23 protein-coding genes are annotated in these 23,829 nt (G+C 66.9%); 7 read left to right on the top strand and 16 right to left on the bottom strand.

What is annotated here, in order from left to right; genetic code table 11:
• Positions 1-9: 9 nt before the first annotated feature.
• From AC1D2E_RS02685 to pcaB, 4 genes are read right to left on the bottom strand one after another with little or no spacing between them, the layout of a single operon-like run.
• Positions 10-1,401 carry a class II fumarate hydratase gene (locus AC1D2E_RS02685; protein WP_478195963.1) on the bottom strand — a complete coding sequence of 464 codons (1,392 nt, stop codon included), beginning with the start codon at positions 1,399-1,401 and terminating at the stop codon, positions 10-12.
• A gap of 2 nt (positions 1,402-1,403) precedes the next feature.
• Complete coding sequence (locus AC1D2E_RS02680) at positions 1,404-2,378, bottom strand: tripartite tricarboxylate transporter substrate binding protein BugD (RefSeq protein WP_478195962.1); 975 nt, start codon at positions 2,376-2,378, stop codon at positions 1,404-1,406.
• Between the two features lie 28 nt (positions 2,379-2,406).
• Entirely contained in the window at positions 2,407-3,819 is a 1,413-nt protein-coding gene (locus AC1D2E_RS02675) for a cation:dicarboxylate symporter family transporter (RefSeq protein WP_478195961.1), read from the bottom strand.
• Between the two features lie 20 nt (positions 3,820-3,839).
• Positions 3,840-5,216 (bottom strand): 3-carboxy-cis,cis-muconate cycloisomerase, encoded by a 1,377-nt coding sequence (gene pcaB, locus AC1D2E_RS02670; protein ID WP_478195960.1) that lies wholly within the window; start codon positions 5,214-5,216, stop codon positions 3,840-3,842.
• Between the two features lie 102 nt (positions 5,217-5,318).
• On the opposite strand from pcaB, the gene AC1D2E_RS02665 reads away from it, so the two are divergent.
• Complete coding sequence (locus tag AC1D2E_RS02665; protein WP_478195959.1) at positions 5,319-6,068, top strand: GntR family transcriptional regulator; 750 nt, start codon at positions 5,319-5,321, stop codon at positions 6,066-6,068.
• A 63-nt stretch (positions 6,069-6,131) separates the two neighbouring features.
• Here the strand turns inward: AC1D2E_RS02665 and AC1D2E_RS02660 are convergent, their stop codons facing one another.
• Positions 6,132-6,977 carry an oxidoreductase gene (locus tag AC1D2E_RS02660; RefSeq protein WP_478195958.1) on the bottom strand — a complete coding sequence of 282 codons (846 nt, stop codon included), beginning with the start codon at positions 6,975-6,977 and terminating at the stop codon, positions 6,132-6,134.
• Positions 6,978-7,102: 125 nt separating this feature from the next.
• Between AC1D2E_RS02660 and AC1D2E_RS02655 the strand changes: the two genes are divergently transcribed.
• Positions 7,103-8,020 carry a LysR family transcriptional regulator gene (locus AC1D2E_RS02655; RefSeq protein ID WP_478195957.1) on the top strand — a complete coding sequence of 306 codons (918 nt, stop codon included), beginning with the start codon at positions 7,103-7,105 and terminating at the stop codon, positions 8,018-8,020.
• On the opposite strand, the gene AC1D2E_RS02650 is transcribed toward AC1D2E_RS02655, so the two are convergent.
• Positions 8,017-8,592 carry a nitroreductase family protein gene (locus AC1D2E_RS02650; RefSeq protein ID WP_478195956.1) on the bottom strand — a complete coding sequence of 192 codons (576 nt, stop codon included), beginning with the start codon at positions 8,590-8,592 and terminating at the stop codon, positions 8,017-8,019. The two genes, AC1D2E_RS02655 and AC1D2E_RS02650, sit on opposite strands and share 4 nt — an antisense overlap.
• 340 nt (positions 8,593-8,932) lie before the next feature.
• On the opposite strand from AC1D2E_RS02650, the gene AC1D2E_RS02645 reads away from it, so the two are divergent.
• The 5 genes from AC1D2E_RS02645 to AC1D2E_RS02625 all read left to right on the top strand — a co-directional run bounded on the left by AC1D2E_RS02645 (position 8,933) and on the right by AC1D2E_RS02625 (position 14,743).
• The gene (locus tag AC1D2E_RS02645) at positions 8,933-9,316 is read left to right on the top strand and encodes a DUF805 domain-containing protein (protein ID WP_478195955.1); all 384 of its coding nucleotides are present in this window, start codon (positions 8,933-8,935) and stop codon (positions 9,314-9,316) included.
• Positions 9,313-11,574, top strand: coding sequence for an FAD-binding protein (locus AC1D2E_RS02640; RefSeq protein ID WP_478195954.1), 2,262 nt, complete (start codon positions 9,313-9,315; stop codon positions 11,572-11,574). The genes AC1D2E_RS02645 and AC1D2E_RS02640 overlap by 4 nt, the downstream gene beginning before the upstream one ends.
• A complete protein-coding gene (locus tag AC1D2E_RS02635) occupies positions 11,571-12,608 on the top strand; it encodes a hypothetical protein (protein ID WP_478195953.1) in 1,038 nt (345 codons plus the stop codon). The genes AC1D2E_RS02640 and AC1D2E_RS02635 overlap by 4 nt, the downstream gene beginning before the upstream one ends.
• Before the next feature lie 3 nt (positions 12,609-12,611).
• A complete protein-coding gene (locus AC1D2E_RS02630; protein ID WP_478195952.1) occupies positions 12,612-13,664 on the top strand; it encodes an alpha/beta fold hydrolase in 1,053 nt (350 codons plus the stop codon).
• A gap of 116 nt (positions 13,665-13,780) precedes the next feature.
• Positions 13,781-14,743 carry a CysB family HTH-type transcriptional regulator gene (locus tag AC1D2E_RS02625; protein ID WP_478195951.1) on the top strand — a complete coding sequence of 321 codons (963 nt, stop codon included), beginning with the start codon at positions 13,781-13,783 and terminating at the stop codon, positions 14,741-14,743.
• 1 nt (position 14,744) lies between these two features.
• Here the strand turns inward: AC1D2E_RS02625 and AC1D2E_RS02620 are convergent, their stop codons facing one another.
• The 10 genes from AC1D2E_RS02620 to AC1D2E_RS02575 form a co-directional block, all read right to left on the bottom strand.
• Positions 14,745-15,758, bottom strand: coding sequence for a DUF2272 domain-containing protein (locus AC1D2E_RS02620; RefSeq protein WP_478195950.1), 1,014 nt, complete (start codon positions 15,756-15,758; stop codon positions 14,745-14,747).
• A gap of 99 nt (positions 15,759-15,857) precedes the next feature.
• A complete protein-coding gene (locus tag AC1D2E_RS02615; RefSeq protein ID WP_478195949.1) occupies positions 15,858-16,847 on the bottom strand; it encodes a Bug family tripartite tricarboxylate transporter substrate binding protein in 990 nt (329 codons plus the stop codon).
• Between the two features lie 111 nt (positions 16,848-16,958).
• Positions 16,959-18,026, bottom strand: coding sequence for a 4-hydroxy-2-oxovalerate aldolase (gene dmpG / locus AC1D2E_RS02610; protein ID WP_478195948.1), 1,068 nt, complete (start codon positions 18,024-18,026; stop codon positions 16,959-16,961).
• Between the two features lie 12 nt (positions 18,027-18,038).
• On the bottom strand, positions 18,039-18,992 hold the full coding sequence (locus AC1D2E_RS02605; protein WP_478195947.1) for an acetaldehyde dehydrogenase (acetylating): 954 nt from the start codon (positions 18,990-18,992) through the stop codon (positions 18,039-18,041).
• Positions 18,985-19,194 (bottom strand): 2-hydroxymuconate tautomerase, encoded by a 210-nt coding sequence (locus AC1D2E_RS02600; protein WP_478195946.1) that lies wholly within the window; start codon positions 19,192-19,194, stop codon positions 18,985-18,987. Before AC1D2E_RS02600 ends, AC1D2E_RS02605 begins: the two co-directional genes overlap by 8 nt.
• A 7-nt stretch (positions 19,195-19,201) precedes the next feature.
• Positions 19,202-19,975 carry a 2-keto-4-pentenoate hydratase gene (locus AC1D2E_RS02595; RefSeq protein WP_478195945.1) on the bottom strand — a complete coding sequence of 258 codons (774 nt, stop codon included), beginning with the start codon at positions 19,973-19,975 and terminating at the stop codon, positions 19,202-19,204.
• Positions 19,972-20,766 carry a 2-keto-4-pentenoate hydratase gene (locus AC1D2E_RS02590; RefSeq protein WP_478195944.1) on the bottom strand — a complete coding sequence of 265 codons (795 nt, stop codon included), beginning with the start codon at positions 20,764-20,766 and terminating at the stop codon, positions 19,972-19,974. Before AC1D2E_RS02590 ends, AC1D2E_RS02595 begins: the two co-directional genes overlap by 4 nt.
• Positions 20,763-22,232, bottom strand: coding sequence for a 2-hydroxymuconic semialdehyde dehydrogenase (locus AC1D2E_RS02585; RefSeq protein ID WP_478195943.1), 1,470 nt, complete (start codon positions 22,230-22,232; stop codon positions 20,763-20,765). The genes AC1D2E_RS02590 and AC1D2E_RS02585 overlap by 4 nt, the downstream gene beginning before the upstream one ends.
• The gene (locus AC1D2E_RS02580; RefSeq protein ID WP_478195942.1) at positions 22,229-22,927 is read right to left on the bottom strand and encodes a class II aldolase/adducin family protein; all 699 of its coding nucleotides are present in this window, start codon (positions 22,925-22,927) and stop codon (positions 22,229-22,231) included. Before AC1D2E_RS02580 ends, AC1D2E_RS02585 begins: the two co-directional genes overlap by 4 nt.
• Complete coding sequence (locus AC1D2E_RS02575) at positions 22,924-23,808, bottom strand: VOC family protein (protein WP_478195941.1); 885 nt, start codon at positions 23,806-23,808, stop codon at positions 22,924-22,926. The genes AC1D2E_RS02580 and AC1D2E_RS02575 overlap by 4 nt, the downstream gene beginning before the upstream one ends.
• Positions 23,809-23,829: the final 21 nt, after the last annotated feature.

Here is a 23,829-nt window from a genome sequence, read left to right as displayed (position 1 = left end):
AGAGCGCGGCTATCGGCGATTGGCCATCCTTGCGGCATCCACGATCCGGTCGTAAGTCGCTTCATCCAGAAACCCAAGTGATAACGCTGCAGCTCGCGGGGTGATTCCCTCCTCGAGCGCTACAGCGGTAATCCGCGCCACTCGGTCATATCCAAGGTGTGGATTCAACGCCGTCACCATCAGCAACGCGTTCTCGACATTGCCGGCCAATCGCACCGGGTCCACCTCGATCCCCTGAACCAATCGCCGGGCCAGCACGCTCGACGCGTCGGCAACCACGCGAATCGATTGCAGCAGGTTGGCAATCAGCACCGGCTTGGCGACGTTCAGTTCGAAATTGCCCGATGCATTGGCCATGGTGATCGTCGCGTGGTTGCCCACGGCCTGCATACAGGCCTGCGCCAGCACCTCCGCGATGGTCGGGTTGCGCTTGCCCGGCATGATCGAACTCGTGAGGCCGTCATCCGGAATCTTCAGTTCTCCCAGGCCGCAACGCGGCCCGGATCCGAGCCAGCGCAGATCGTTGGCGATCTTGAGCAGCGAAGTCGCCAGCACGTTCAGCGCGCCTGACACTTCAACCAAAGCGTCGTGCGCCGCCATGCCCTCGAACTTCGATGCATTGGGCGAGACGTTGCGGCCCGTGAGTGCGCTGATCTCCTCGCAGAAGATCACATCGAACCCTGGCGCCGCGTTCAAACCCGTGCCAGCAGCCGTCCCACCCTGCGGCAGGGATGAAAGCCGCGGCATGGTGGCGTCGATCCGCTCGATCCCAAGTGCGACCTGGCGGGCGAAGGTGTCGAAGGTCTGCCCCATCGTCATCGGCACGGCATCCATCAGGTGCGTTCGCGCGATCTTCACGACATCGGAAAAGGCATCGGCGCGCTCCCGCAAACTGTCGTGCAGCAATGCGAGCGATGGCTTCAGCCGCTGCTCGAGCTCCAGCAGCGTGACCAGGTGCATGACGGTCGGGAAGCTGTCGTTCGAAGACTGCGAAGCATTGACATGGTCGTTGGGATGCACCGGCGACTTGGTGCCCAACGGCTGACCCAGCAGCTCGTTGGCCCGGTTCGCGATCACCTCGTTGGCGTTCATGTTCGTCTGCGTTCCCGAGCCGGTCTGCCAGATCGTGAGTGGGAAGTGCGCATCGAAGCGGCCGTCGCGCAGTTCGCCGGCAGCCGCCAGGATCGGTTCTGCCAGCATCGCATCGAGTGCCCCGCAGCGCAGGTTGGCGCGCGCGGCCGCCGCCTTCTGCAGCCCGAACGCACGGATCAGGCAGGCAGGAAAGCGCTCTTCGCCGACCTCGAAGACGCCGAGCGCGCGCTGCGTCTGTGCGCCCCAGTATCGGTCGGCGGGTATGTCGACCGGGCCGAAGGCGTCATGCTCGATACGTGATGCGACCATGCTCAATCCAGCGAGATGTTGGTCTTGGCCGCAACCGTCTTCCATCGCGCGACCTCGCTTTCGGTGTGCTTGCCCAATGCCGCGCCGGTGTATTGATCGGCCGGCAGCAACTGGATCGCCTGCTCGGCCATCTTGTCCGTGAAGGTCTTGTCGGTCATGACCTTCTGATAGGCCGCCTGCACCTTGTCGAGCACAGGCTGCGGCGTGCCCCTGGGCGCGTAGATCCCGTACCAGGTGGAAGCTTCGAAGTTCGGCAGCACGGTTTCCGAGAGCGTCGGGACATCCTTGAGCTGCGGCAGCCGGACCTTCGAGGTGACGGCCAGCGGACGCACCTTCGCCTCCTTGATCTGGGGCAGCGCCGTGTTGGTCTGGTCGAAGATGCCGTCCACCTGCCCGCCGATCACGTCGATCAGTGCCGGCCCGGCGCCCTTGTAGGGCACCTGCGAAACCTTGATGCCCGCGGAAGAGGCGAACAGCGCGGCAATCAGGTGCGAGCTGGAGCCGACGCCCGCATTGCTGATGAACAGCTTGTCCGGGTTGGCGCGACCGAAGTCGACCAGCGCCTTGATGTCCTTGGCCGGATGCTCCTTGCGAACCATCAGTACCAACGGCGTATCCGGGAAACGGAACACCGGGGCGAAGTCCTTGACCGGATCGTAGTTGAGCTTCTTGTACAAGGCAGGCGCGGCGCCCATGTAGCCCATGTGGCCGACCAGCATGGTGTAGCCGTCGGGCGCAGCGCGTGCCGCCTTGGCTGCGCCGACCGTGCCGCCTGCCCCCGGCGTGTTGTCGATGATGATCGGCTGGCCAAGTTCGCGGGCCACGCGCTCGGCGATGTTGCGCGCGAGCGCATCGGTGGGTCCGCCGGCCGCGAAAGGAACGATCCAGGTGACCGGCTTCGTCGGGTAGGCCTGGGCGAACGCACTTCCTGCAACGAACGCCAGGGCGAATGCGCCAAGTTTCCAGTTCGACTTCATGATGAATTCCTCGGGAAATGGGTAGAGGTCAGCGAGCGGGGGCCGGCACATGCATGTCGATGCCGGCGGGATGGGGATTGGTGTCCTTCATGTCTTCCGGCAGCAGATTGCCGTCGTCCAGTTGCGCATCGGCTGCGGCGATGTCCGGATAGCGCTCGGGATACAGGTGTCGCTCGGCGACCTTCGGATCGAAGGTGCCCGACCATTTCGCGACGACCACGACGGCGACGCTGTTGCCGATCGTGTTGCAGGTGGCGATCGCCATCGACAGGAAGCGATAGACGCCGAAGATGACCGCCAGACCCTCGACCGGAAGAATCCCCGTCGAGGCCACGGTGGCCGCGAAGACCACGAACGAGCCGCCCGACACCGTGGCCGCGCCCTTGGACGTCAGAAGCATCAGCAGAAGAATGCCGATCTGGTGATCGATCGAGAGCGGAACGCCGTACGCATGCGAGATGAACATCACGCCCATCGCCATGAAGATCGACGTGCCGTCGAGATTGAAGGCGTAGCCGGTGGGCAGCACCAGGCCGACCGTCTGCTTGGCACAGCCCAGGCGCTCCAGCTTGATCAGCAGGCGCGGCAGCGCGCTTTCCGAGGACGCCGTGCCGAGCACGATCAGGATCTCGTCCTTGATGTAGCGCAGGAAGCGCCACAGGCTGAAGCCGGCGACCTTTGCGACCAGGCCGAGGACCACTGCGATGAAGATCGCGATGACGGCGTAGAAGCTCAGCACCAGCTGTGCCAGGGCAATCAGTACCGCGCCGCCGTTGCTGCCAACCGAGTACGCGATGGCGCCGAAGGTGCCGATCGGAGCCAGCTTCATCACCAGGTTGATGAACGAGAACAGCACTTCGGAGATGTAGTCCAGTCCGCCATTGACCTTCTCGCGGCGCCCTTCCGRGATCGCGAGGATCCCGATCCCGACCATCACGGCGAGCACCACCACTTGGAGCAACTCGCCCTTGGCGAAGGCACCGACGAAGTTGTCGGGGACGATGTGCGCCATGAACTCCAGGAAGCCCTGGGGTGCCGCTGCCTTCGCCACCGGCGCGGCGGCGCCGCTCACGACGGTGGTCATGCCCTTGCCGATACCCAGCAGGTTGCCCGCCAGCAGGCCCAAGCACAGCGCGATCGTCGAGATCACTTCGAAGTAGACGATCGAGCGCCACCCGACGCGCCCGGCGCTCTTGACGTCGCCGGCTGAGGCGATGCCGTGCACGATGGTGAGGAACACCAGCGGCGCGACACCCGCCTTGATCAGCGAGAGGAACATGTCGCCGAGCAATTTGAGCTGCGATGCGAACTTGGGAAAGGCGAAGCCGACCAGAATGCCCAGAATCAGCGAGACCAGCACCTGCATGCCGAGCTTGCGATACCAGGGAAGCTTCTTCGGCAGGGCCAGCGCGGTCGCCCCGACGGTGGATGTGGTTGTCATGTTGTCTCTCTCCATGCGCCTCAGGCGCCGACTTCAGCGGACAGCGCCAGCGCGCGATCCACCATCTGCGGCGCAAGGCCGAGATAGTTGGCGGGATCGGTGAGGCGATCGATGGTGGCTCGGTCGAAGTGCTTCGTGACTTCGGGGATGGCCGCCAGGGCTTCGGCCAGGTTGCCGCCCTTCTCGTTCACGGTGCGACAGGCGTCGTAGACCACGTCGTGCGCCTGCTGGCGTCCGATGTGAGGCGCCATGCCCATCATCACGGCCTCGGCCACGATCAGGCCCTTGGTGATGCCGAGGTTGTGCGCCATGCGGGCCTCGTCGACGATCAGTCCGCCGAGCGCGAACTTCGCCTGGTGCAAGGCGCCCGAGGTCAGGATGAAACTCTCGGGGATCGCGATCCATTCGGCATGCCACGGACCGGTGGCGCGCTCGAAGTCCTGCACCATCGCGTCGACCATCAGGCCGGCGTGCTGGCGCACCGCCTTGGAGGCCGCCAGCATCAGCTCGCTGGAAATCGGATTGCGCTTCTGCGGCATCGTGCTCGACGCGCCGCGGCCCTTGACGAAGGGCTCGTAGACCTCGGCGAACTCGGTCGACGCCATGATCATGATGTCGAGCGCAATCTTGCCGAGCGAGCCGGTGACGAGAGCCAGCAGGTTCACCGCCTCGGCAAAGCCGTCGCGCGCCACGTGCCAGGTCGTGGCGGGCACGCCCAGCTTGAGTTCGGCGGCCATCGCCTTCTGGACCTCGAAGCCCTTGTCGCCGAGCGATGCCAGCGTACCAGCCGCACCGGCGAACTCGACGACCGCCACACGCGGGCGCAATTCGGCGAGGCGCTGCTGGTGACGGTCGAACATCGCGAGCCAGACCGCCACCTTGTAGCCGAAGGTCACGGGCAGCGCCTGCTGCAGGTGGGTGCGGCCAGCCATCGGCGTGTCGCGGTGCTTGCGCGCCAGTGAGGCCAGGATGCTGCGCAACGCGCGGATGTCGCCATCGATGCTGTCGAGCGCGTCGCGCACCTGGAGGGCGACGGCCGTGTCCATGATGTCCTGCGTCGTCGCGCCCCAGTGCACGTAGCGGCCGGCCTCGCCGCACATCTCGACGAGCTGGTGCACCAGCGGCAGGATCGGGTAGCCGACGATGTCCGTCTCGTGGCGCATGTGGTCGAAGTCGATGCGCTCGATCCTCGATTCGCGTGCGATCACCTCGGCCGCATCGGCCGGAATCACGCCGACGCGCGCTTCGGCCTTCGCCAGCGCCACCTCGACATCGATGTAGCGCTGGATGAGCGCGCCATCGGAGAAAATCTGTCGCATCTTCTGCGTGCCGAAGGCGTCGCGAAACAGGATGGAATCAACGACGGTGCTGGCCATGGAAAACGAAGGAGTCGACATGAATGCCTCTTGAAGTGGGAAGAGATGAATACTAATATGTCCGAACATATTCGACTTTAATATGTTCGGACATAACTTCAATTTGGGGTTTACCCTTAAGCCATGAACACCACGCTTGAACCGGCTCCGCAGAGGGCCAACTTCGCGAACATTGCCCGCCACCTGACCGAGGCGATCACGTCGGGTCACTTCAGCGTCGGCGCGCTGCTGCCGACTGAGCTCGAGCTGTGCAAGCACTACGGCACCAGCAGGCACACCGTGCGGGCTGCGCTGGCCGAACTGCAGCAGCTTGGACTGGTGTCGCGGCGCAAGAACGTCGGCACGCGGGTCATTTCGGCGAAGCCGAGGGCGGGCTTTCGCCCGTCGCTGGCATCCGTCGATGATCTGGTCCAGTTCGGCGAGGAGCATCTGCGCGTGGTGCAGTCGATCGCGCCCGAGACGGTGACAGGCGACCTGGCGAAGGAGTTGGGGTGCGGCGATGGAACATCCTGGCTGCGCATCTCCACGTTGCGCATGGTCGGAGATGAAGATGCAATGCCGATCGGCTGGACCGACGTGTACATCGACCCCAACTATGCCGAGATCGGAGAACTCGTGGAGGCATCGCCGGACGCCTTGATCAGTTCGTTGATCGAGGAGCGCTACGACCGGCACATCGCAGAGATCCACCAGGATGTCCGGGCGTTCACGATCACGGATGGCGACATGGCCCGGAAGCTCCAGGTGGAGGCAGGCGCATCGGCGCTGAAGATCGTGCGTCGCTATTTCGATGCGGACGGCGAGCTTTTCGAGGTTTCAGTCTCGGTGCATCCCGCGGACAGGTTTTCGGTTTCGATGCGACTGCGCAGATGACGGGCAGCTTTCACGCCGGACTGCGGGTCGGCCGGTGGCCGCAAGCCAGCCCGGATCGCGCGGTCACGCCGGGTCGAAATCGGTGCCGCGGCTCACGGCTTCCCAAGCCGCAGTCTCCGCAAGCAGCGCTTCGGCGTGAGCGCGGATCGCATCGACGGCATCGCCGCCAAGTTGTAGCCGCAATGGCGTGCTCTCGGCATTCAGCGCCGCTTCGATCGCCGCGCCAGCCTTGCGCGGGTCTCCCGGCTGCGTGTTGTGCATCGCATGCGCGAACTCGCGCGTCGGTCCGACGATGGGCTGGTAGGCCTCGATCACCGGCATGTGGCGCATGCCGCTGCCGCCCAGCTGCGTGCGGAACTGGCCGGGCTCGACGATCAGCACCTTGATGCCGAAGGGCGCGACCTCCTGCGCCAGCGCTTCGGACGCGCCTTCGAGCGCGAACTTCGAGGCCGAGTAGGCGCTGAACCCCGAAAACGAGAGCTGGCCGCCCAGGCTCGAGATGTTGACGATGGCGCCCGATCRCTGCGCGCGCAGCACCGGCAGCGCGGCGCGCGTGACGGCCATGGCGCCGAAGAAGTTGGTGTTCATGAGCGCGCGCAGGTCGGCGTCGGAGGTCTCTTCGAGCGCACCCACCACACCGTAGCCCGCGTTGTTGATGAGCACGTCGATGCGGCCGAAGCGCGCGACCGCGGCTTGCACGGCGACTTCGGCGGCGCCGGACGCGTCGACGTCGAGCGCGGCGGCGAGCACGCGGCCGGGGGCGAGGGCGACGAGCCCGGCGAGGCGGTCGGTGTCGCGCGCGGTGGCGACCACGTTGTGGCCTTGCGCCAGCGCATGCTCGGCGAAGGCACGGCCGAAGCCCGAGGCGGCGCCGGTGACGAACCAGGTCTGAGGGGTGGCTGCGGTCATGGTGGATCTCCTTCGGTGCGTTGTGGGTGCGACGGGTTTCATCGGGGCATGGCCTGACTTTCGCAGCAATTCGATTCGGCGAATAGATCGTTTTGATCGAAAGCACTGTGCGATACGATGCATGAATGGATCGAACGCTTCTGCCCCATCTCGCGATCGTTCTCGCGGTGCATCGCCGCGGCGGCTTCGCGGCGGCGGCGGCCGAACTGGGCATGAGCGCATCGGCCGTGAGCCATGCGGTGCGCACGGTCGAAGAGCAGCTCGGCCAGCCGCTGTTCGCGCGCACCACGCGCAGCGTCCGGCTCACCGAGGCCGGCACGGCCTTCATTGGCCTGCTGGCGCCTGCGATGGGCGAGATCTCGGACGCGGTCGATGCTTTCGGCGCCGAGAGCGGGCGCATGGGCGGCCTGCTGCGCATCAACGCACCGCATGTGGCGCTGCCGCTCGCCATCACGCCGCTGGTGGCGGAAATGGCGCGGCGCCATCCCGAACTCGTGGTCGAGGTCGCCTCCGACGATGGCCTGACCGACATCGTCGCCGCCGGCTACGACGCGGGCGTGCGCCTCGGCCACACGGTGGCTCAGGACATGGTGGCGGTGCGGCTCACGCCGCCGTTCGACGCCATCATGGTGGCGTCGCCGGAGTACCTCTCGCGGGCCGGCGAACCGCGCAGCATCGCGGCGCTCGCGAAGCACAACTGCATCGGCTATCGCTTCGTGAGTTCCGGCGGCGTGTACGCGTGGGACCTGCGCGAGCGGGGCGCGCAGGTGTCCGTCGAGGTGCCGGGCTCGGTGCGCGTGACCGATGCGTTGTACGCCAAAGAGCTCGCGCTGGCCGGCGTGGGCATCGCGTACCTGTTCGAACCGCTGGTGCGCGCGGAGATTCGTGATGGACAGCTCCGGCAGTTGGTTCCCAGGTCGGCCTTCGAGGAGCCGGGTCTGTTCTTGTACTTTCCGAGGCGCGCGTCACAGGCGCCCAAGCTGCGCGCGTTCGTCGATCTGGCGCAGGAGCTGAGAAAGACCCCCTCGACCCTTCACCGCTAGGGCTTCCAGTTCGACAAGACGCGGTCCCGTTCCGTCCGCACCGCGGGCGGCGGTGCAGCAACGATCGTTCCGATGCTGACGAACCCGGCCAGCGTCTCCGCAGGGGCGATGCCAAGCGCCTCGCGGAGGATCGCGTCCTTGCAGCGCTCCCCGCTGAGCACGATGGCGCCGAAGCCCATCGCATGCGCCGCCAGCAGCAGTTGGCCCAGCGCCGCGCCCGCGCCCAGCCACTGCTCGTGGACCGGCACCTTGGCATCGGACTCGGGCCGCACGACGAAGGCCAGCATGGTCGGCGTCTGCGTCGCATGCGCGCGGGCGCGCTCGATGTCCTGGGGTGTCGCATCCGGCGTCCGGCGGCGCTTCTCGTCCTCGAACAGCTGCGCCAGCTCCTCCCGCTGCGCGGCCGCGAAATCGATCAGCCGCCAGGGCAGCATGCGCCCGTGGTCCGGCGCGCGAAGCGCCGCATCCACCATCAGTCCGAGCTGCGCCGCGCTCGGCCCCGGCAGCCCCAGGCGCCGCGGCGAAACCGAGCGCCGCGCCAGCATCGTCCACAGCAGCGCATCCGCAGTCATGGCGCGCTCCGGCCCGACATCGTCGCCGCCATCCGACCGCGATCGATCACCGCCGCCTCGATCTCCGGCGACCGCCGATAGCTGTAGTTGAGCCGCATGAAGTGCCCGTAGGTGTTTGAGGTCGAGAACATCCGGCCGGGCCCGATCGTCAGGCCGCGCTCCGGCGCCGCGCGAACCCCAGGCCAGCTTCGGTCAGGGCCGCCGCTACATTCTGATCCTGCGACCGACAGTGGGCCTCTCGAAACCCGGAGCCGCCCCGAACACATTTCGATACGCCCACGGTAGGATGCGGGGCGTCAGCCCCCGGTCGCTACCGGACCTCCCACGGATCACAAGGCAAATGAAGAAGTCCTGGCTTCAAGAGTTCACTCTGCGAGGTCGACTCGGTCGAGCCTCGTTCTGGCTTCGAGTCGGCACGTTCCTGCCGCTCGGTCTCTGGCTGTGCATCGGGGTGCGGCAGCACCTCGGCCCACCCTTCGACCTGATCCCGGTGCTGGCCCTCGTGGTGCACATGGTCTCGGTATGGGGCCGCCGGCTTCATGACCGGGGCCGGTCGGCGGCGTGGCTCCTGCTTGCCGCCGTTCCTGTCGCCGGCGCCATCGTCCTCCTCGTGGAGTGCGGATTTCGCGGCACGGCCGCCGGCGCCGAACGCTACGGATCGCCTGCCGATCTGCGAGCCGACTACCTTCGCGTGACCTCTCCTGCCGACGCTTCCCTGCAATGACCAACCATCACATCGTCAACGACGTCACGCAACTGAACCCGGTGCGGGTCATGGCCATCGTCGCACCCAGTTGCACCGCGGATGTCGTCGAGGCCTTGCGCCGGACCTCCGGACCGGTCTCCATCGGCGGCGGCCGCTTCAGCATGGGCGGGCAGACGGCGAGCCCCGGCAGCCTGCATTTCGACATGCGTTCGATGAATCGAATCGTCGCTTTCTCGCCCGGCGACAAGACGATCCGCGTGCAACCCGGCGTGCGCTGGTGCGACATCCAGAAGTTCGTCGATCCGCATGGCATGGCGGTCAAGATCATGCAGACCTATGCCAACTTCACGGTCGGCGGCGCGCTGAGCGTCAACTGCCACGGTCGATACGTGGGGCTGGGACCCCTGGTGCTGTCGGTGCGAAGCATCGAGGTGGCCCTGCATGACGGCGAGCTGCGGCACGCGAGCCGGGAGCTCAACCCGGACCTGTTCTTCGGTGTCATCGGCGGCTACGGCGGCCTGGGCGTGGTGGTCGAGATCGAACTCGACCTGGCCGAGAACAAGCGCGTTCAGCGCGTCGACAAGGTCATGCCGCTGGCCGACTATTGGACGCATTTCAAGAACGAGATCCGGAACAACCCCAAGGCGGTGTTCCACAACGCCGACCTGTACGCGCCGCACTACGCCACGGTGCGTTCGGTGACCTGGGTCGAGACCGAAGCGCCGGYGACGACGACGGCGCGACTGCAGCCGCTTGCGAAGTCGTACCCGCTGCACCAGTACTTCCTCTGGGCCGTCTCCGAGACGCCTTTCGGCAAGGAGCGCCGCGAGAAGTTCATCGACCCCCTGCTGTACCTTCGGAAGAAGGTGCATTGGCGCAACTACGAGGCCGGCTACGACGTCGCGGAGCTGGAGCCGCCCTCGCGCAAGGACCGCACCTACGTTCTGCAGGAGTACTTCGTGCCGGTCGAGAAGCTGGAGCAATTCGTGCCCCTGATGGCCGCCGTCCTTCGGCGCCACCGGGTGAATGCGCTGAACGTCTCGATCCGGCATGCCATGCCCGACCCCCACACGCTCTTGAGCTGGGCACCGAGGGAGACCTTCGCCTTTGTGCTCTACCACAAGCAGCGCACCCGCGAGAACGCGAAGAGCCGGGTGGGCGTCTGGACGCGCGAGCTGATCGACGCCGTGCTGTCGGTCGGCGGCACCTACTACCTGCCCTACCAGCCCCATGGCACGCCGGAGCAGTTCCATCGCGCCTACCCGCGGGCGAGGGAGTACCTCGCGCTCAAGGAGAAGCTGGATCCGGACTTCAGGTTCACCAATGTCCTCTGGAACAAGTACCACCGGACGGGCTTGGTCGGCAGCGGCACGGCAAGGACGCCAGCTTTGCCACCCCGTTCCGAATTCCATCAGGTCTTCGGCGACGTGCGGCAGTCCGATGCCTTCTATCGCTTTCTCCAGAGCGTGTTCCGAACCGTCCCGGAGGACCGGTTCCACCAGCTCATTCGCGAGGCGTGCCAGCTGCACCCCGACGAGGAGAGCGTCTACCGCTACATCCAGCGCGAGCTCAAGGGCATCAAGCCGCTGCTCGCCGACCTGACCCATGCCCTGCCCTCGCTGATCAAGCAGAAGGCGGAGATGACGCGCCAGACCCTGCAGGTCCTCGGGGGCCGCGACCGCTTCGAAGGCTACGCCGAGATCGGCTCCAAGGGCCGGTACTTCCGCGGGCTCGATGCCGCGCTCCAGATCAGCGGGCCCCGGTTCTTCATCGACGACAAGGCGCCCACCTTTTCGCCCGTCGACATCATGGAGCGGGGACAGCTGCGCAAGCTCGGCGGCGTGCACCTCCTGCTGGCCGACTACGCCCCGCTGCCACCCGACGCGGTCGCCGACGAGAGCCTCGACCTCGTGGCCTGCTACGTCGGGCTTCATCACATGACGGTGCAGCGCCTGGAAGGGTTCCTGGCGTCGATCCATCGGGTGTTGCGCCCGGGCGGCGCCTTCATCGTTCGCGATCACGACGTGCGCTCCGAAGATCTGCGCGCGATGGTGTCGCTCGCCCACACGGTCTTCAACGCCGGTCTCGGCGAGACCTGGGAGACGAACCAGGCGGAGCTTCGCTTCTTCGAGCCCGTGTCGACGTGGGTCGAGCGGCTGGCACGCGCCGGCTTCTCGGACACCGGTGCGCGCGTTCTCCAGGAGAACGACCCGACCGACAACGTGCTGCTGTGCTTCGTGAAGCAAGCCCCGGCGACTCGGCAGCTGGCCGCATGAAGCGCCTTCGCACGTTCAGCCTCGCCGCGGCGATCTGGGCCGGTGCGCTGGCCGCGGGCGCGGCCCCCGTCACGCCGGAAGAGCATCGGCGCACACCCGACCAGACCTTCCTGACCTTCCCCGAGTGGTACCTGGTGCACAGCCCCGCGGAGTACGCCGCCTACTTGTCCAGCGGCGCGACGCCGAGCGCCTTTCCGCTGTTCGCCCACATCGGGCAGTTCTGGCAGGGCTACGGCGCGGTCAATGGCGAGCTCGGCAAGTACCCCTTCAACGGCGGCTACCACCTGATGGTGATGGTGATCGGCACCAGCACCACCGTCGAGTACGCCTTGAAAGGCATCTACGAGCACACCGTGGGCCGGCTGGCGGAAGCCACCAAGTCCGGCCCGGCCAGCGTCCCCGAGGAGAAGTTCGCCGCCCGCTATGCGCAGGCCTACGTGGACTTCATCCGCGTCGACCCCTGGTACCTGTTCGACTTCTGGGGCCAACTCCAGCAGTTGTGGGCGGCCCAGCTCCCGCTCACCGGTCCCGACCTGATCCGGCGATGGGAGCGCCGCTTCGCGCTCACCACCGAGCTGCTCGTGAAGGCCGGCTATGCCCAGGCCATCCAGCTCGGCACGCATGCCATCTATGACGCCCCCTTGCCGGTCACCGCGGTGGTCCTCAGCAAGGAACCCGTAAAGGACGGCGCACACCCGGACTACAAGGTCCTGAGCGGCACGGCGCCCGATGGGCTGGCGACGATCCCGCGCTATGAGGGATTCACGGCCTACAGCCGCTGGCTCGCGGGCCAGGGCATCGACTTCAAGGAGATCGCCGGCAACAGCGGCGAGATCGTGGTCAGCCTGCGGGTGCCGGAGAACTGGTCGGCCGCAGACCCTCGGACGCGCTTGCTCTTCAAGCAACCCATCCTGACTCGGCCGGGGACGGTGCGTGTGGTGATGGCCGCGCCCGTCGCCCGGCTCGGCGCGCTTCTGCGCCAGGTCGAAGCCGATCTGGGCGCCGGTGCGATCGAACATGTCTACGACTTCTAGGCCATGAGCGGACCGAAGGCCAGCGCGGGCGGCTCGGCCGCGAAGCGTGGCGCCACCGTGCTGCTGCTCCTCCTTGGCGCTGTCCTGGCGGCCATCCTGGGATGGACCGCCTGCGCACAGGTGGCTCGCGCCATGCGGGAGACGAAGACCGTCGAGCAGATCGCCGCCGGGAAGGGGCGTTGGGTGCGCGCGGGAGACGCGCAGCTGTACCTGCAGGAGTGGGGCGACCCCCAGCGCCCGACCGTTCTCCTTCTGCACGGCACCGGCGCCTGGAGTGGGACCTGGTTCGAACTGCCCCGGACGCTCGGCGAAGCGGGCTGGCACGTGGTGGCGGTGGACCTGCCTCCCTTCGGTCTGTCGAAGGCCGCGGGGCAGGATGCGGGACTGGACTATTCGCGTTCGGCGCAAGCCCGGCGGGTGTTGAGCCTCATCGACAGCCTGGGGGGCTCGGTCACCCTCGTGGGGCATTCGTTCGGCTCGGGCCCGGCGCTCGAGGCTGCGATGCGCGCAGGCGGGCGTGTTCGCAAGCTCGTGCTCGTCGATCCGGCGCTTGGCCTTGGCCCCCTCGGCGAAGCGCCTGCCTGCGATGTCGACGCAGGCCCGAACTTCTTGCTGTCCAACCGTGGCGTTCGAACCGCCGTCGTCGCAGCGACCGCGACGTGGCCAGGGCTCACGGGAACCCTTCTGAAGAAGTTCGTGCACCGCACGGAAGTCGTGACCGATCAGCTCACGCCGTACTACCAGGTGCCTTTCCAACGTCAAGGTTTCAGCGCGGGGCTCGGAGACTGGGCGCTCGCATTCGCGGGCGCTTCCTGCGAATCCGCTGCCAGTCTCTCGCCCTCGATGATCCGGGCGTGGGCCAGCGGCGGACCGCCAGTCAGGCTCATCTGGGGCGAGCAGGACACCATCACGCCGTTGGCGCAGGCCCGTTCGCTGCAAGCCTGGATCCCGCAGGCGACGCTCACTGTCTTGCCCGGGGTGGGACACATCCCCCACATCGAGCGCCCGCAGGCGTTTGCCGACGCACTTCGGGTTCAATTGAATCCCGGGCCTTGATCGCTACAGATATTTCCCTTATTTGAATGCAACGAATCGGTAGTTCGCCATGGGCGGACGCGCCCGCAGAATCGGCAGCCTCGTGCTGATTGGCACGGTCTCCCGATCTGGCTCCGATGAATTTCCAACAACTGCGCTCCGTGCGCGAGGCCGTGCGATGCGGCTTCAACCTCACCGAAGCGGCCCAGGCGCTGCATACCTCGCAACCCGGCGTCAGCCGGCAGATCCGCGAACTGGAGGACGAGCTCGGCCTGGCCCTGTTCGCCCGCGCCGGCAAGCGGCTGACCGGCCTGACCGCGCCCGGCGACCATCTGCTGCCGATCATCGAGCGGGTGCTGCTCGAAAGCCACAACCTGYGCCAGGCGGGACAGGAGTTCCTGGCGCAGGAGAGCGGTTCGCTGTCGATCGCCGCGACCCACTCGCAGGCACGCTACGCGCTGCCGGTCGCCGTGCAGGAGTTCCGCGGCAAGTTTCCCAACGTGCAGCTGCACCTGCGCCAGGGCTCGCCCAAGCAAGTGGCGCAGATGCTGCTCGACGGCGAGGCCGACGTCGGCATCGCCACCGAGGCGCTGGCCGACTACCCCCAGCTGGTCGCCCTGCCCTGCTACCGCTGGACCCACTCGGTCATCGCGCCGCCCGGGCATCCGCTGCTCGACGGCCCGCTCACTCTCGAGCGGCTGGCACGCTTCCCGCTGGTCACCTACGACGCCGGATTCACCGGCCGGACCCGCATCGATGCGGCCTTTGCCCACAGCGGCATCCGGCCCGACTTCGCCATCACGGCAATGGACGCCGACGTGATCAAGACCTATGTCGAGCTCGGCATGGGCGTGGGCATCGTCGCCGGCATCGCCTACGAGACCGAGCGCGACACGCAGTTGCGCGCGGTCGATGCCGGCCACCTGTTCGGCATCAACGAGACCAAGCTGGCGGTGCGCCGCGGCAACTACCTGCGCGGCTATGTCTACGCCTTCATCGAGTCCTTCGCGCCGACGCTGCCGCGCACGGAAGTCGAGGAAGCGCTGGACGGCAGCGGCACCGAGGACGCCTCGGCCCTCGATGCGGCGCTGGCGCATTGAATCAACGCCACTGCAGCAGCAACGACCAGGGCTGGCGGCTCATGTGGCGGTCGACGCAGCCGGCCCGGGCGGCACCGCAGCCATCGGGCAGGTAGCTCGGGTCGAGCAGCGTGCTGCCCGGGGCGAAGGCCAGCCGGCGCAAGGTGACGGACTGCAGCACATTGCCGCCGATGACGTCGAACCCCTGGGCATCGACGCTGACGACGACGTCGCAGTGCATCGGCAGCTCGCCGCCGGTGCGGCGCGCAGCCAGCACCTCGCCGATCTTCTCGAAGCTGTCGAGGCCGGCACCGGCACCGCGCGCCTGGCAGACCAGGTCGCCGACGCGCGGCGAGGTGCGCGTGATGTCGCAGGCGCGCATCGCATAGGCGGTCGGGCGGCCGGCCGCTTCGGCGCTGCCGGCCTGCCACGCCGCGCCCGCATAGTCGGCATGTGCCTCGGCGAACCGGAACTCCTCGGCGCCGAGCCCGGCCTCGCGCGCGAGCCAGCTCACGAAGGCAGCGGACCAGGGCGTGTCGATCACGGCGACGCGGTCGATGGCGGCCTGCGCGGCGCGCAGTTCGTGCGATTCCAGCCCCTGGTCGGGCCCGACGCCCAGGCCCTGCAGGCGCGCGGTCGTGGCCTGGTTCAGTGCCTGCGCCAGGAGTTGGCGATCGGCCGGCCGGAGGGCGCCGAATCGAACCAGCGAGGGCAGGCGGCCCGGCTGGGGATCGGCCGCGCGCCAATAGCCGAGCACCCGCTCCCAGGGTGCCGACGACCACGGACGGGAGCGCACGTCCTCGGCCTCCGAAAGACCCGATTCGATCAACCGTCCCTCGGCATCCATGGCCTGGCCGCCGAAGGCCTGATGCTCGCGCCGCGCGGCGGCGGCCATGGCCAGCGCACGGGCCGGCGCCGGTGACTGCGCGGCGGTCTCGAGGCAGCGCGAAGCCGCGGCGGCGCCAAGCGGCGCGGCCAGCGACAGGAGGGCAGCGGCGAGCGAGACCGGGCGCCGCAACGCGGGTAGGAAGGACATGCGGACCCAAGCATAGCCCGCACGGCCGGCGATCGAATACGTGATGGGGCTGCTGCTTGCGCGAGCGGGCGGAGCAGCGCAAGGAATCTGCCTTGAGTTCTACTCCGGCTTGATGTTCAGCTTGTCGAGAACGCCCTGCCAGGTCCTGCGGTCGTCGTCGATGTACTTTGCCAGTTGCTCCGGCGTGCCGGGGCGCGGGTACGTGCCCAGCTCTCGGGACTTGGCAACCACATCAGGCAGCAGCAATGCTTCGCCCATGTCCTTGTTGAGCCTGGCGAGGATGGCGGGGTCGACCCCCCTCTTCGCGATCACGGCGAACCAGCCGAAGGCCACGGCGCCGGGGACTGTGTCCTTGGCAAGCGGGAACTTGTCCAGGCCAGGCTCGACGCGATCGCTCATCGACGCCAGCACGCGCATCTTGCCACCTTGCACATTGCCTGCCACCACGTTGTACGTCTCGACCATCATCTTGGTCTGACCGCCGAGCGTCGCCTGCATGGCCTGGGCCCCACCCGGATAGTGCACCTCGAGAAACTGGGCGCCCGACTGAAGGCCGAGCAGCGCAGAGGCGAGGTGAGGCGCGGTGCCGCGACCGTTGTCGGCGACTTCGATGCCTTGCGGCTTCACCTTCGCGTCGGCGATGAAATCGCCAAGCGTCTTGTAGGGAGAATCGCCCGGCACAGCCAGCATGAAGGGCGCCACGGCCGCCAGGGTGACCGGCACGAAGTCGCGATTGAAATCGTAGGCCACGCCCTTGATCGTGCTCGGAGCCACCGAGATCGCGGAACCTTGCACGAAACCGAACGTGCTGCCGTCGGTGGGGCCGGTGAGGAGGGTGTTCATGCCAATGACACCGCTGCCGCCGGGCTTGTTGTCGATCACCACCGCCTGCCCCCACTTGTCGGAGAGCTTGACACCGACGAATCGGATCAGCACATCAGGGGCTGAGCCAGCAGGAAACGGGACCACGAAGCGCACCGGCTGGCTCGGCCACTTCGCGCCAGCGGACTGCGCCTGTGCCGCGGGCATCACAGCGACCATCGAAATCGCCAATGCGACAAGCGATCGGCGAACGCTCATTCGATTCATGAAAGTCTCCTTTGTCATTTTCAATATCCACGTGCAGCTCCGAGTTCGCGTACGTGGTGCGTATCGAGCGACGAGAACGCCGCGGCGCCCAGCGGCGCCCGGGGTCGAAGCTCAGCCGGCCTCGCTCATGCCGGGTGTCTGGTGAACACGCCCGTGCTCGATGTCTTTCAGCAGGTCGAGTGCCACGTCGACGATCATGTCTTCCTGGCCACCCACCATGCGGCGCCGTCCCAGCTCAACCAGGATGTCGACCGTCTTCAGGCCATACTTCCGGGCAGCCACTTCCGAATGGCGCAGGAAGCTCGAATAGACACCGGCATAGCCCAGCGCAAGCGTCTCGCGGTCCACCCGCACGGGTCGGTCCTGCAGCGGGCGCACGATGTCGTCGGCCGCATCCATCAGCTTGTACAGGTCCGTTCCATGGTTCCATCCCAGGCGCGCAGCTGCGGCAATGAACACTTCCAGCGGCGCGTTGCCCGCTCCTGCGCCCATGCCCGCGAGGCTCGCGTCCACACGGTCGCAGCCCTCTTCCACCGCAACGATGCTGTTGGCAACGCCCAGGCTCAGGTTGTGGTGCGCGTGCATGCCCGTCTCTGTCTCGGGCTGAAGCACATCCTTGAAAGCGCGGAACCGGTTGCGCACATCGTTCATGCTCAACGCGCCACCCGAGTCCACCACATAGCAGCAGGTCGCGCCGTAGCTCTCCATCCGCTTGGCCTGTTGCGCGAGCGCCTGCGGCGTGGTCATGTGGCTCATCATCAGGAAGCCCACGGCCTCCATGCCAAGGTGCCGCGCATACTCGATGTGCTGCTTCGAGATGTCGGCCTCGGTGCAGTGCGTGGCCACGCGAACGATGCGCGCGCCGGCGTCATGAGCAGCCTTGAGGTCATGCACGGTTCCGATGCCCGGCAAGAGCAAGGTCGCGATCCTGGCATGCTTGATCACGCTGGCGACCGCCTCGATCCACTCGATGTCGGTGTGGGCGCCGAAGCCGTAGTTGAAGCTGCCGCCCTGCAGACCGTCGCCGTGGGCCACTTCGATGGAATCGACCTTGGCCTCATCCAGCGCCTTGGCGATCGTCTTGGCCTGCTCCACGCTGTACTGGTGGCGAATGGCATGGCTGCCGTCGCGCAGCGTCACGTCAGAGATGTAGATCTTCTTGTTCACTTCTTGGCTCATGTCCGGTCTCCTTCAAGCGGCCACGGCGGCGAGCATCCGCTCGGCCATCGACTCCGCGGTGCGCAGGGCCGCGCTGGTCATGATGTCGAGGTTGCCTGCGTAGGCCGGCAGGTAGTGCGCAGCGCCTTCCACCTCCAGAAAGACGGAGGTCTTGAGTCCATGCATGCGCGCACCCACGCCTGGGATCCGGATGGGACGGTCGGCCTCGATCCGGTCGAACTGAACCCGTTGCTTGAGGCGATAGCCCGGCACGTAGGCCTGCACCTCGGCGGCCATGCGGGCGACCGACGCCGCGATCTCGTCTTCGTCGGCAAATTCGCTCAGCGTGTAGACCGTATCGCGCATCATCAACGGCGGCTCGGCCGGATTCAGGACAATGATGGCCTTGCCCTTGGCAGCCCCTCCGACCACCTCGATGGCCTTGGATGTTGTCTCGGTGAACTCGTCGATGTTGGCGCGTGTGCCCGGTCCGGCGCTCTTGCTGGAGATGCTCGCGACGATCTCGCCGTAGTGCACCTTCGCCACGCGCGAGACGGCCGCCACCATCGGGATGGTGGCTTGGCCGCCGCAGGTCACCATGTTGACGTTGGGTGCGTCCAGATGCGCCTGGCCATTGACCACAGGAATGCAATAGGGACCGATCGCCGCGGGTGTCAGGTCCACCAAACGGATCTCCGGCTTGAGTTCACGCAGGAAGGCATCGTTCCAGACGTGCGCACGCGCTGAAGTCGCGTCGAAGACAAGGTCGATGTCCGCGAACACCGGCAGGCGCGCGAGCCCTTCCACTCCTTCATGGGTGGTGGCCACGCCCAGGCGCGCCGCGCGGGCCAAGCCGTCGGAGGCGGCGTCGATGCCAACCATGGCGCCCATTTCGACATGTCGGCCATGGCGCAGGATCTTGATCATCAAGTCCGTACCGATATTGCCGCTGCCGATGATGGCAACTTTCAACTTGCGATCAGCCACGGTTCACCCCCTGCTCTGCAGCGACTCCCTTGGGAACGCCGCCCACGCCCCAATGCGCGGCCGGCACTTCCTGCAGGATCACGCGAATGGAGTCGCGCGGCGCAGCGGTGGCTTCGACGGCAGCGTCGGTGAGCCCGCGGATCAGGGCGGTCTTTGCCTCGGCACTGCGGCCCTCTATCAGGGTGACCTGGATCAATGGCATGTTCGCCTCATTCGGTGGTGTTGAATTCGACGCGGCCGAGACCTTGCATCTCGAGCGCAACGTGCTGTCCGGGCTCGAGGGCTTCGGCGGCGGTTGCACCGCCGGCCATCACCAGCCACCCAGGCGCCAGCGGCTCGTCCGCGGCTGCGCTCAAACGCGCCGCAGCAACGAGCGACCGCAGGGGATTGCCCAGAATTCCAGCGGTGCTGCCGACCTGCCGCGGCCTGCCGTCGATCGACAGGATGAGCCCCAGATTGCTGAAGTCCTGCAGCGGATCGCACCAGGGACCGATCACGTATCCCGACGACGATGCGTTGTCGGCAATGACGTCCTCCAGCGAGAAGCGGAAATTCTCGAAGCGCGAATCGATGATCTCGAGCGCCGGAGCGATCGCGATCACGGCGTCGAGGGCCTGCGCGAGGCTGGCTCCCGCGGGCAGTGGCTTGCCGAGGAGGAAGGCCAGCTCGGGCTCCACGCGCGCATGGACGAAGCGGCTCAGCGACACCTGCCCGCCGTCCGGCACGGCCATGGCGTCGGTCAGCCGACCCCAGATCATGTCGTGCACGCCCATCTGGACCATCTTGGCGCGGCTGGTGAAGCCCATCTTCATGCCGGTGCGCCGTTCACCGCGCGCCAGGCGCTGGGCGATCGAGCCGCGTTGAATCTCGTAGGCCGCGTCGACGCCGAGCGCTTCCTCCTGAGCGAACTGCGAGATAGGCTTCGCATGGCGAGCCGCATCGTCGACACGCTGCGCCAAGCTTGCAATGCGTTGCGGGTTCATTGTTGCTGCTCCTCGAATACCGCGCGTACCGACCCGAGTCCCTGGATGCGGGCTTCGAAGACATCTCCGGGCTTGACAGGAACCATCGGGCCCAGTGCACCGGTGAGCACCACGTCACCGGCCTTCAACCCGCGGCCGAGCGCGGCCATCTTGTTGGCGAGCCACAGGGCGGCATTGAGCGGGTGTCCCAGGCACGCAGCGCCCGCGCCGAGACTGACCTGCTCGCCTTTGCGCTCCATGACCATGCCCGCCAGGCGCAGGTCGAGGCCGTCGAGGCGCACCGGGGTGTTTCCGAGCACGAACGAAGCGCTGGAGGCGTTGTCCGCCACCGTGTCGACGAACCGGATGTCCCATTCGGCGATGCGGCTTCCCACGATCTCGATGGCCGGCAGCGCAAACGCGACGCCGCGCAGCATCTGCGCCATCGTGATGCCGGGTTCGAGCAGGTCATGCGCCATGACCAGTGCGACCTCGGCCTCGACCTTGGGTTGCATCAGCGTCGACCAGCGCACCGGCTCGCCGTCCGCTATCGCCATGTCGGCAAACAACATGCCGTAGTCGGGCTGGTCCACGCCGAGCTGCTTCTGCACCGCCTTCGCAGTGAGGCCGATCTTCCGGCCGACCAGCCGCCCGCCGGCTTGGAGCTTGCGCTGCGTGTTGATCTCCTGGACGGCGTAAGCCTCTTCCGGGCCGAATCCGGTGAAGGTCTCCCGCAAGGGCGCGATCGCCTTGCCGCCGGTTGCGGCGCTCCACAGCGACTGCGCTGCCGCTTCGATTTCACGCGTCGTCATGGCGTCGCTCCGTTGAACTTGATGCATATGTTGGAGAGCTCGGTGTAGAACTCGAGCGAGTGAACGCCTCCCTCGCGTCCGATGCCGGATGCACCGGAGCCCCCGAAAGCGGTGCGCAGGTCGCGCAGGAACCAGGTGTTGACCCACACGACGCCGACCTTCAAGGCGGCGGCGAACCTGTGCGCCCTGTCGACGTCCTGCGTATAGACCGAAGCGGCCAGGCCGTAGCGCGTGTCGTTCGCCATCTGCAGTGCCTCGGACTCGCGGTCGAAAGGGATGACGCAGCAGCAGGGGCCGAAAATCTCTTCGCTGGCCACACGCGAGCCGTGCGGCAGTCCCGTCCACACCGTCGGTTCGATCCAGGCGCCGCCCTTGAGCGCTGGCGGTACGTTCGGCACCCCACCGCCATGGACCACCGTGGCGCCCTCATCCCTCGCCAAGGCGTAGTAGCCGAGGACCTTGGTCTGGTGCTCGGCCGACACCAGGGGTCCGAAATTGGCCTCGGCGTCGTCGGGTCGTCCGGGCTTCAAGCGCGCCGCGGCGGCAGCCAGTCGCTGCACGACGGCGTCGAACACCGGGCGCTGCACGTACACACGCTCCGTGCCAAGGCAGACCTGGCCCGAGTTCTCGAAGACCGAGCGGGCCAGGCCGGCGATGGTCACGTCCAGGTCCGCATCCTCGAACACGACCGCTGCGTTCTTGCCACCGAGCTCCATCGAGACGGGTTTGATGCCTTCGGCGGCCGCCCGCATGATCGCGGCACCCGTGCACGTCTCTCCCGTGAAGGTGACAGCATCGATGTCCGGGTGCGTGGTGAGAAATTCGCCGGCGGAGTCCGGTCCGAAGCCGTGCACCACGTTGTAGACGCCCTTGGGGATGCCCGCGGCGTTCATGACCTCACCCAACAGCGCCGCCGTGGCCGGCGTCTCCTCGGAGGGCTTGACGACGACGGTGTTTCCACAAGCCAACGCAGGCCCGACTTTCCACGTCATCAGCAGCAGGGGCAGATTCCACGGACAAACGACGGCCACCACGCCCTTCGGCCGCCTCGATGCGTAGTTCAGCGCGGGCTTGCCATCCGGCGCGTGGCCGGCAAAGCTCTCCGTCGGCACGTTGCGCACCACATCCGCAAAGACGCGGAAGTTCGCGGCGCCGCGCGGGATGTCGAGGTGCGACGCCAGCGAGCGCGGCTTGCCAGTGTCTGCCACCTCGGCGGCAATGAAGTCCTCCGCGCGGCGATCGATCTCGGCGGCGAGCCCATGGAGCAGGTCGCAGCGTTGTGCGAGTTTGAGGGAGCCCCAAGGACCACGAAGCGCCTCACGTGCCGCGCGCACCGCATCGTCGACGTCCTCGCGCGCGGCTTCGCTGACCTTGTCGACGAGCGTGCCATCGACGGGGTTGATGTCGTCAAAGGTCCGACCGCTTCGGCCCTTGCGGTATTCGCCGTTGATGAAGTTGAGAATCAAGGTTGTGCCTCCTGGACATTGGTTTCTGGGTCGCCTGCGGTCAGGAACTGCCACATTCGCTCGAAAATTCCACCCGCCTCGGTGGCCCGCTGTTCACGCTCGAGCGCATCGAACACGACCGACTCGTCCTGCAAACCGGCCGCCAGCACGGCAAGCTCGATCCGCGCGGCATCTTCGAGGTACCAGGTGAGCACCACCGCCTTGGCCAGCGAGTCGCTCGTGACCAGCACCCCATTGCCGCGCATCACGATCGCGTTGGCGTTCCCCATCGCGTCGACGACCGCGGCGGCCCGGTCGTCGTCCCGAACGAGTTGCGGGTCGTCCCACAAGGCCGCACCGGCACCGAAGTAGGCGCCCATCCCATGGCGAGTCCGGGGCGTACGCCGTGCGGTGCCGAGCGCCATGAGCAGGGGCGGCATCGTGCGGGTCACGGCATTGACGTTGGCGTGACGTTGATAGATCTGCTGGTGCAGTCGAACCTCACCCAGCACGCCTGCGGGCAAGGCGCCGGCCACGGGCACCACCGTGCCTGGCTCGCCGGGTCCGATCAGGCCCATCGGCCGCGCAGCGCAGACCAGGAAGCTGCCCTCATCGAGCCGGACGCTGCAATGGCCATAGGCGTGGGCCAGACCATGGCGCGCCAACGCGCGGGCAGCCACCCGCAGTTCGCGCCGATCGGCTGGGGACGCGTTCAAGCCTGCGCTCCTTCGGCGGGTTCGCGAAACTCGGCGATGTCCGGCACAGCCCCCCACATGCAGAACGATTCGTTGGCACGAGGAAACTGCCGCGGCTGATAAGTCGCCTCCTCTTCCGCGGAGATGGTGCGCACGCCGGTGGAGTACTCGTAGATCATTTCGTCCGGTCCGCGAAAGTAGAGAAAGCGAGCGCCGGAGGTCGGGTGGCGACCAGGACCGAAAGCGATCTCGATCCCTTTCTGCTGGAGCAGGTACCAGGCGCGCATGATGTCGTCCACGCTGTCGACCTGGTGATTGACGTGCTGAACGCCCGAGCGGTTCGCCGGGAACAATGCGATCTTGTGATGCACCTCGTCGATCCGCAGCAATGGCGCATCGCCGATGCGGTCGCTCACGCGCGCCCCGAGCACCTGGGTCCAGAAGCGCTCGTCGCGCCGAGCGTCGGTCGTGCAAAGTCCCACATGGCTGAAGCCCGTGATGCCGGCATCCCGCGACGGGAAATGGCGGCGCCCGCTGTGATGCGGGCCGAGCACCAGATCGATCTTGTTGCCGGTGGGATCCCTGAAGTGGACGAAGCTCTGCACGTGGCGCTGCTCGCACTCGTCCGCGGAACCGGGGCGAACGTCGACATCGGCGTTGCTCAGTTCCGCAGCGGCCGCCTCCAATTCCTCGGCGGTACGCAATTCGAAGCCCACCGTATGGTCCGCGGGGTCGCCGTCGAAATACACCAGGGTGTGGTCGCGACTGTCGCTGCGGAAGTAGGAGGCGCCCGCCTCCTGCCGCGCCCGCTCCAGGCCGAGCACCTCACGCGCGAAGCGGTCCGTCTGGTCACGCTGCGGGGTGCCGAGCCGCACATAACGAATGTCGAGCAGGTTGATCACGGAATGTCTCCTTTTTCCTAT

The sequence above is a fragment of the Variovorax sp. P1_H2 genome, from assembly GCF_056405295.1.
The sequence above is the reverse complement of the archived record's forward strand: the minus strand, read 5'-3'. Positions and strand labels throughout refer to the sequence as shown.

Bases quoted from the DNA above. Each gene is read 5' to 3' on its own strand.
- AC1D2E_RS02590 (WP_478195944.1), bottom strand. From the start codon at position 20,766: ATGACGACGCGTGAAATCGAAGCGGCAGCGCAGTCGCTGTGGAGCGCC.
- AC1D2E_RS02680 (WP_478195962.1), bottom strand. From the start codon at position 2,378: ATGAAGTCGAACTGGAAACTTGGCGCATTCGCCCTGGCGTTCGTTGCA.
- AC1D2E_RS02595 (WP_478195945.1), bottom strand. From the start codon at position 19,975: ATGAACCCGCAACGCATTGCAAGCTTGGCGCAGCGTGTCGACGATGCG.
- AC1D2E_RS02645 (WP_478195955.1), top strand. From the start codon at position 8,933: ATGAAGAAGTCCTGGCTTCAAGAGTTCACTCTGCGAGGTCGACTCGGT.
- AC1D2E_RS02635 (WP_478195953.1), top strand. From the start codon at position 11,571: ATGAAGCGCCTTCGCACGTTCAGCCTCGCCGCGGCGATCTGGGCCGGT.
- AC1D2E_RS02665 (WP_478195959.1), top strand. From the start codon at position 5,319: ATGAACACCACGCTTGAACCGGCTCCGCAGAGGGCCAACTTCGCGAAC.
- AC1D2E_RS02650 (WP_478195956.1), bottom strand. From the start codon at position 8,592: ATGACTGCGGATGCGCTGCTGTGGACGATGCTGGCGCGGCGCTCGGTT.
- AC1D2E_RS02630 (WP_478195952.1), top strand. From the start codon at position 12,612: ATGAGCGGACCGAAGGCCAGCGCGGGCGGCTCGGCCGCGAAGCGTGGC.
- AC1D2E_RS02620 (WP_478195950.1), bottom strand. From the start codon at position 15,758: ATGTCCTTCCTACCCGCGTTGCGGCGCCCGGTCTCGCTCGCCGCTGCC.
- AC1D2E_RS02655 (WP_478195957.1), top strand. From the start codon at position 7,103: ATGGATCGAACGCTTCTGCCCCATCTCGCGATCGTTCTCGCGGTGCAT.
- AC1D2E_RS02600 (WP_478195946.1), bottom strand. From the start codon at position 19,194: ATGCCATTGATCCAGGTCACCCTGATAGAGGGCCGCAGTGCCGAGGCA.
- pcaB (WP_478195960.1), bottom strand. From the start codon at position 5,216: ATGTCGACTCCTTCGTTTTCCATGGCCAGCACCGTCGTTGATTCCATC.
- AC1D2E_RS02685 (WP_478195963.1), bottom strand. From the start codon at position 1,401: ATGGTCGCATCACGTATCGAGCATGACGCCTTCGGCCCGGTCGACATA.
- AC1D2E_RS02615 (WP_478195949.1), bottom strand. From the start codon at position 16,847: ATGAATCGAATGAGCGTTCGCCGATCGCTTGTCGCATTGGCGATTTCG.
- dmpG (WP_478195948.1), bottom strand. From the start codon at position 18,026: ATGAGCCAAGAAGTGAACAAGAAGATCTACATCTCTGACGTGACGCTG.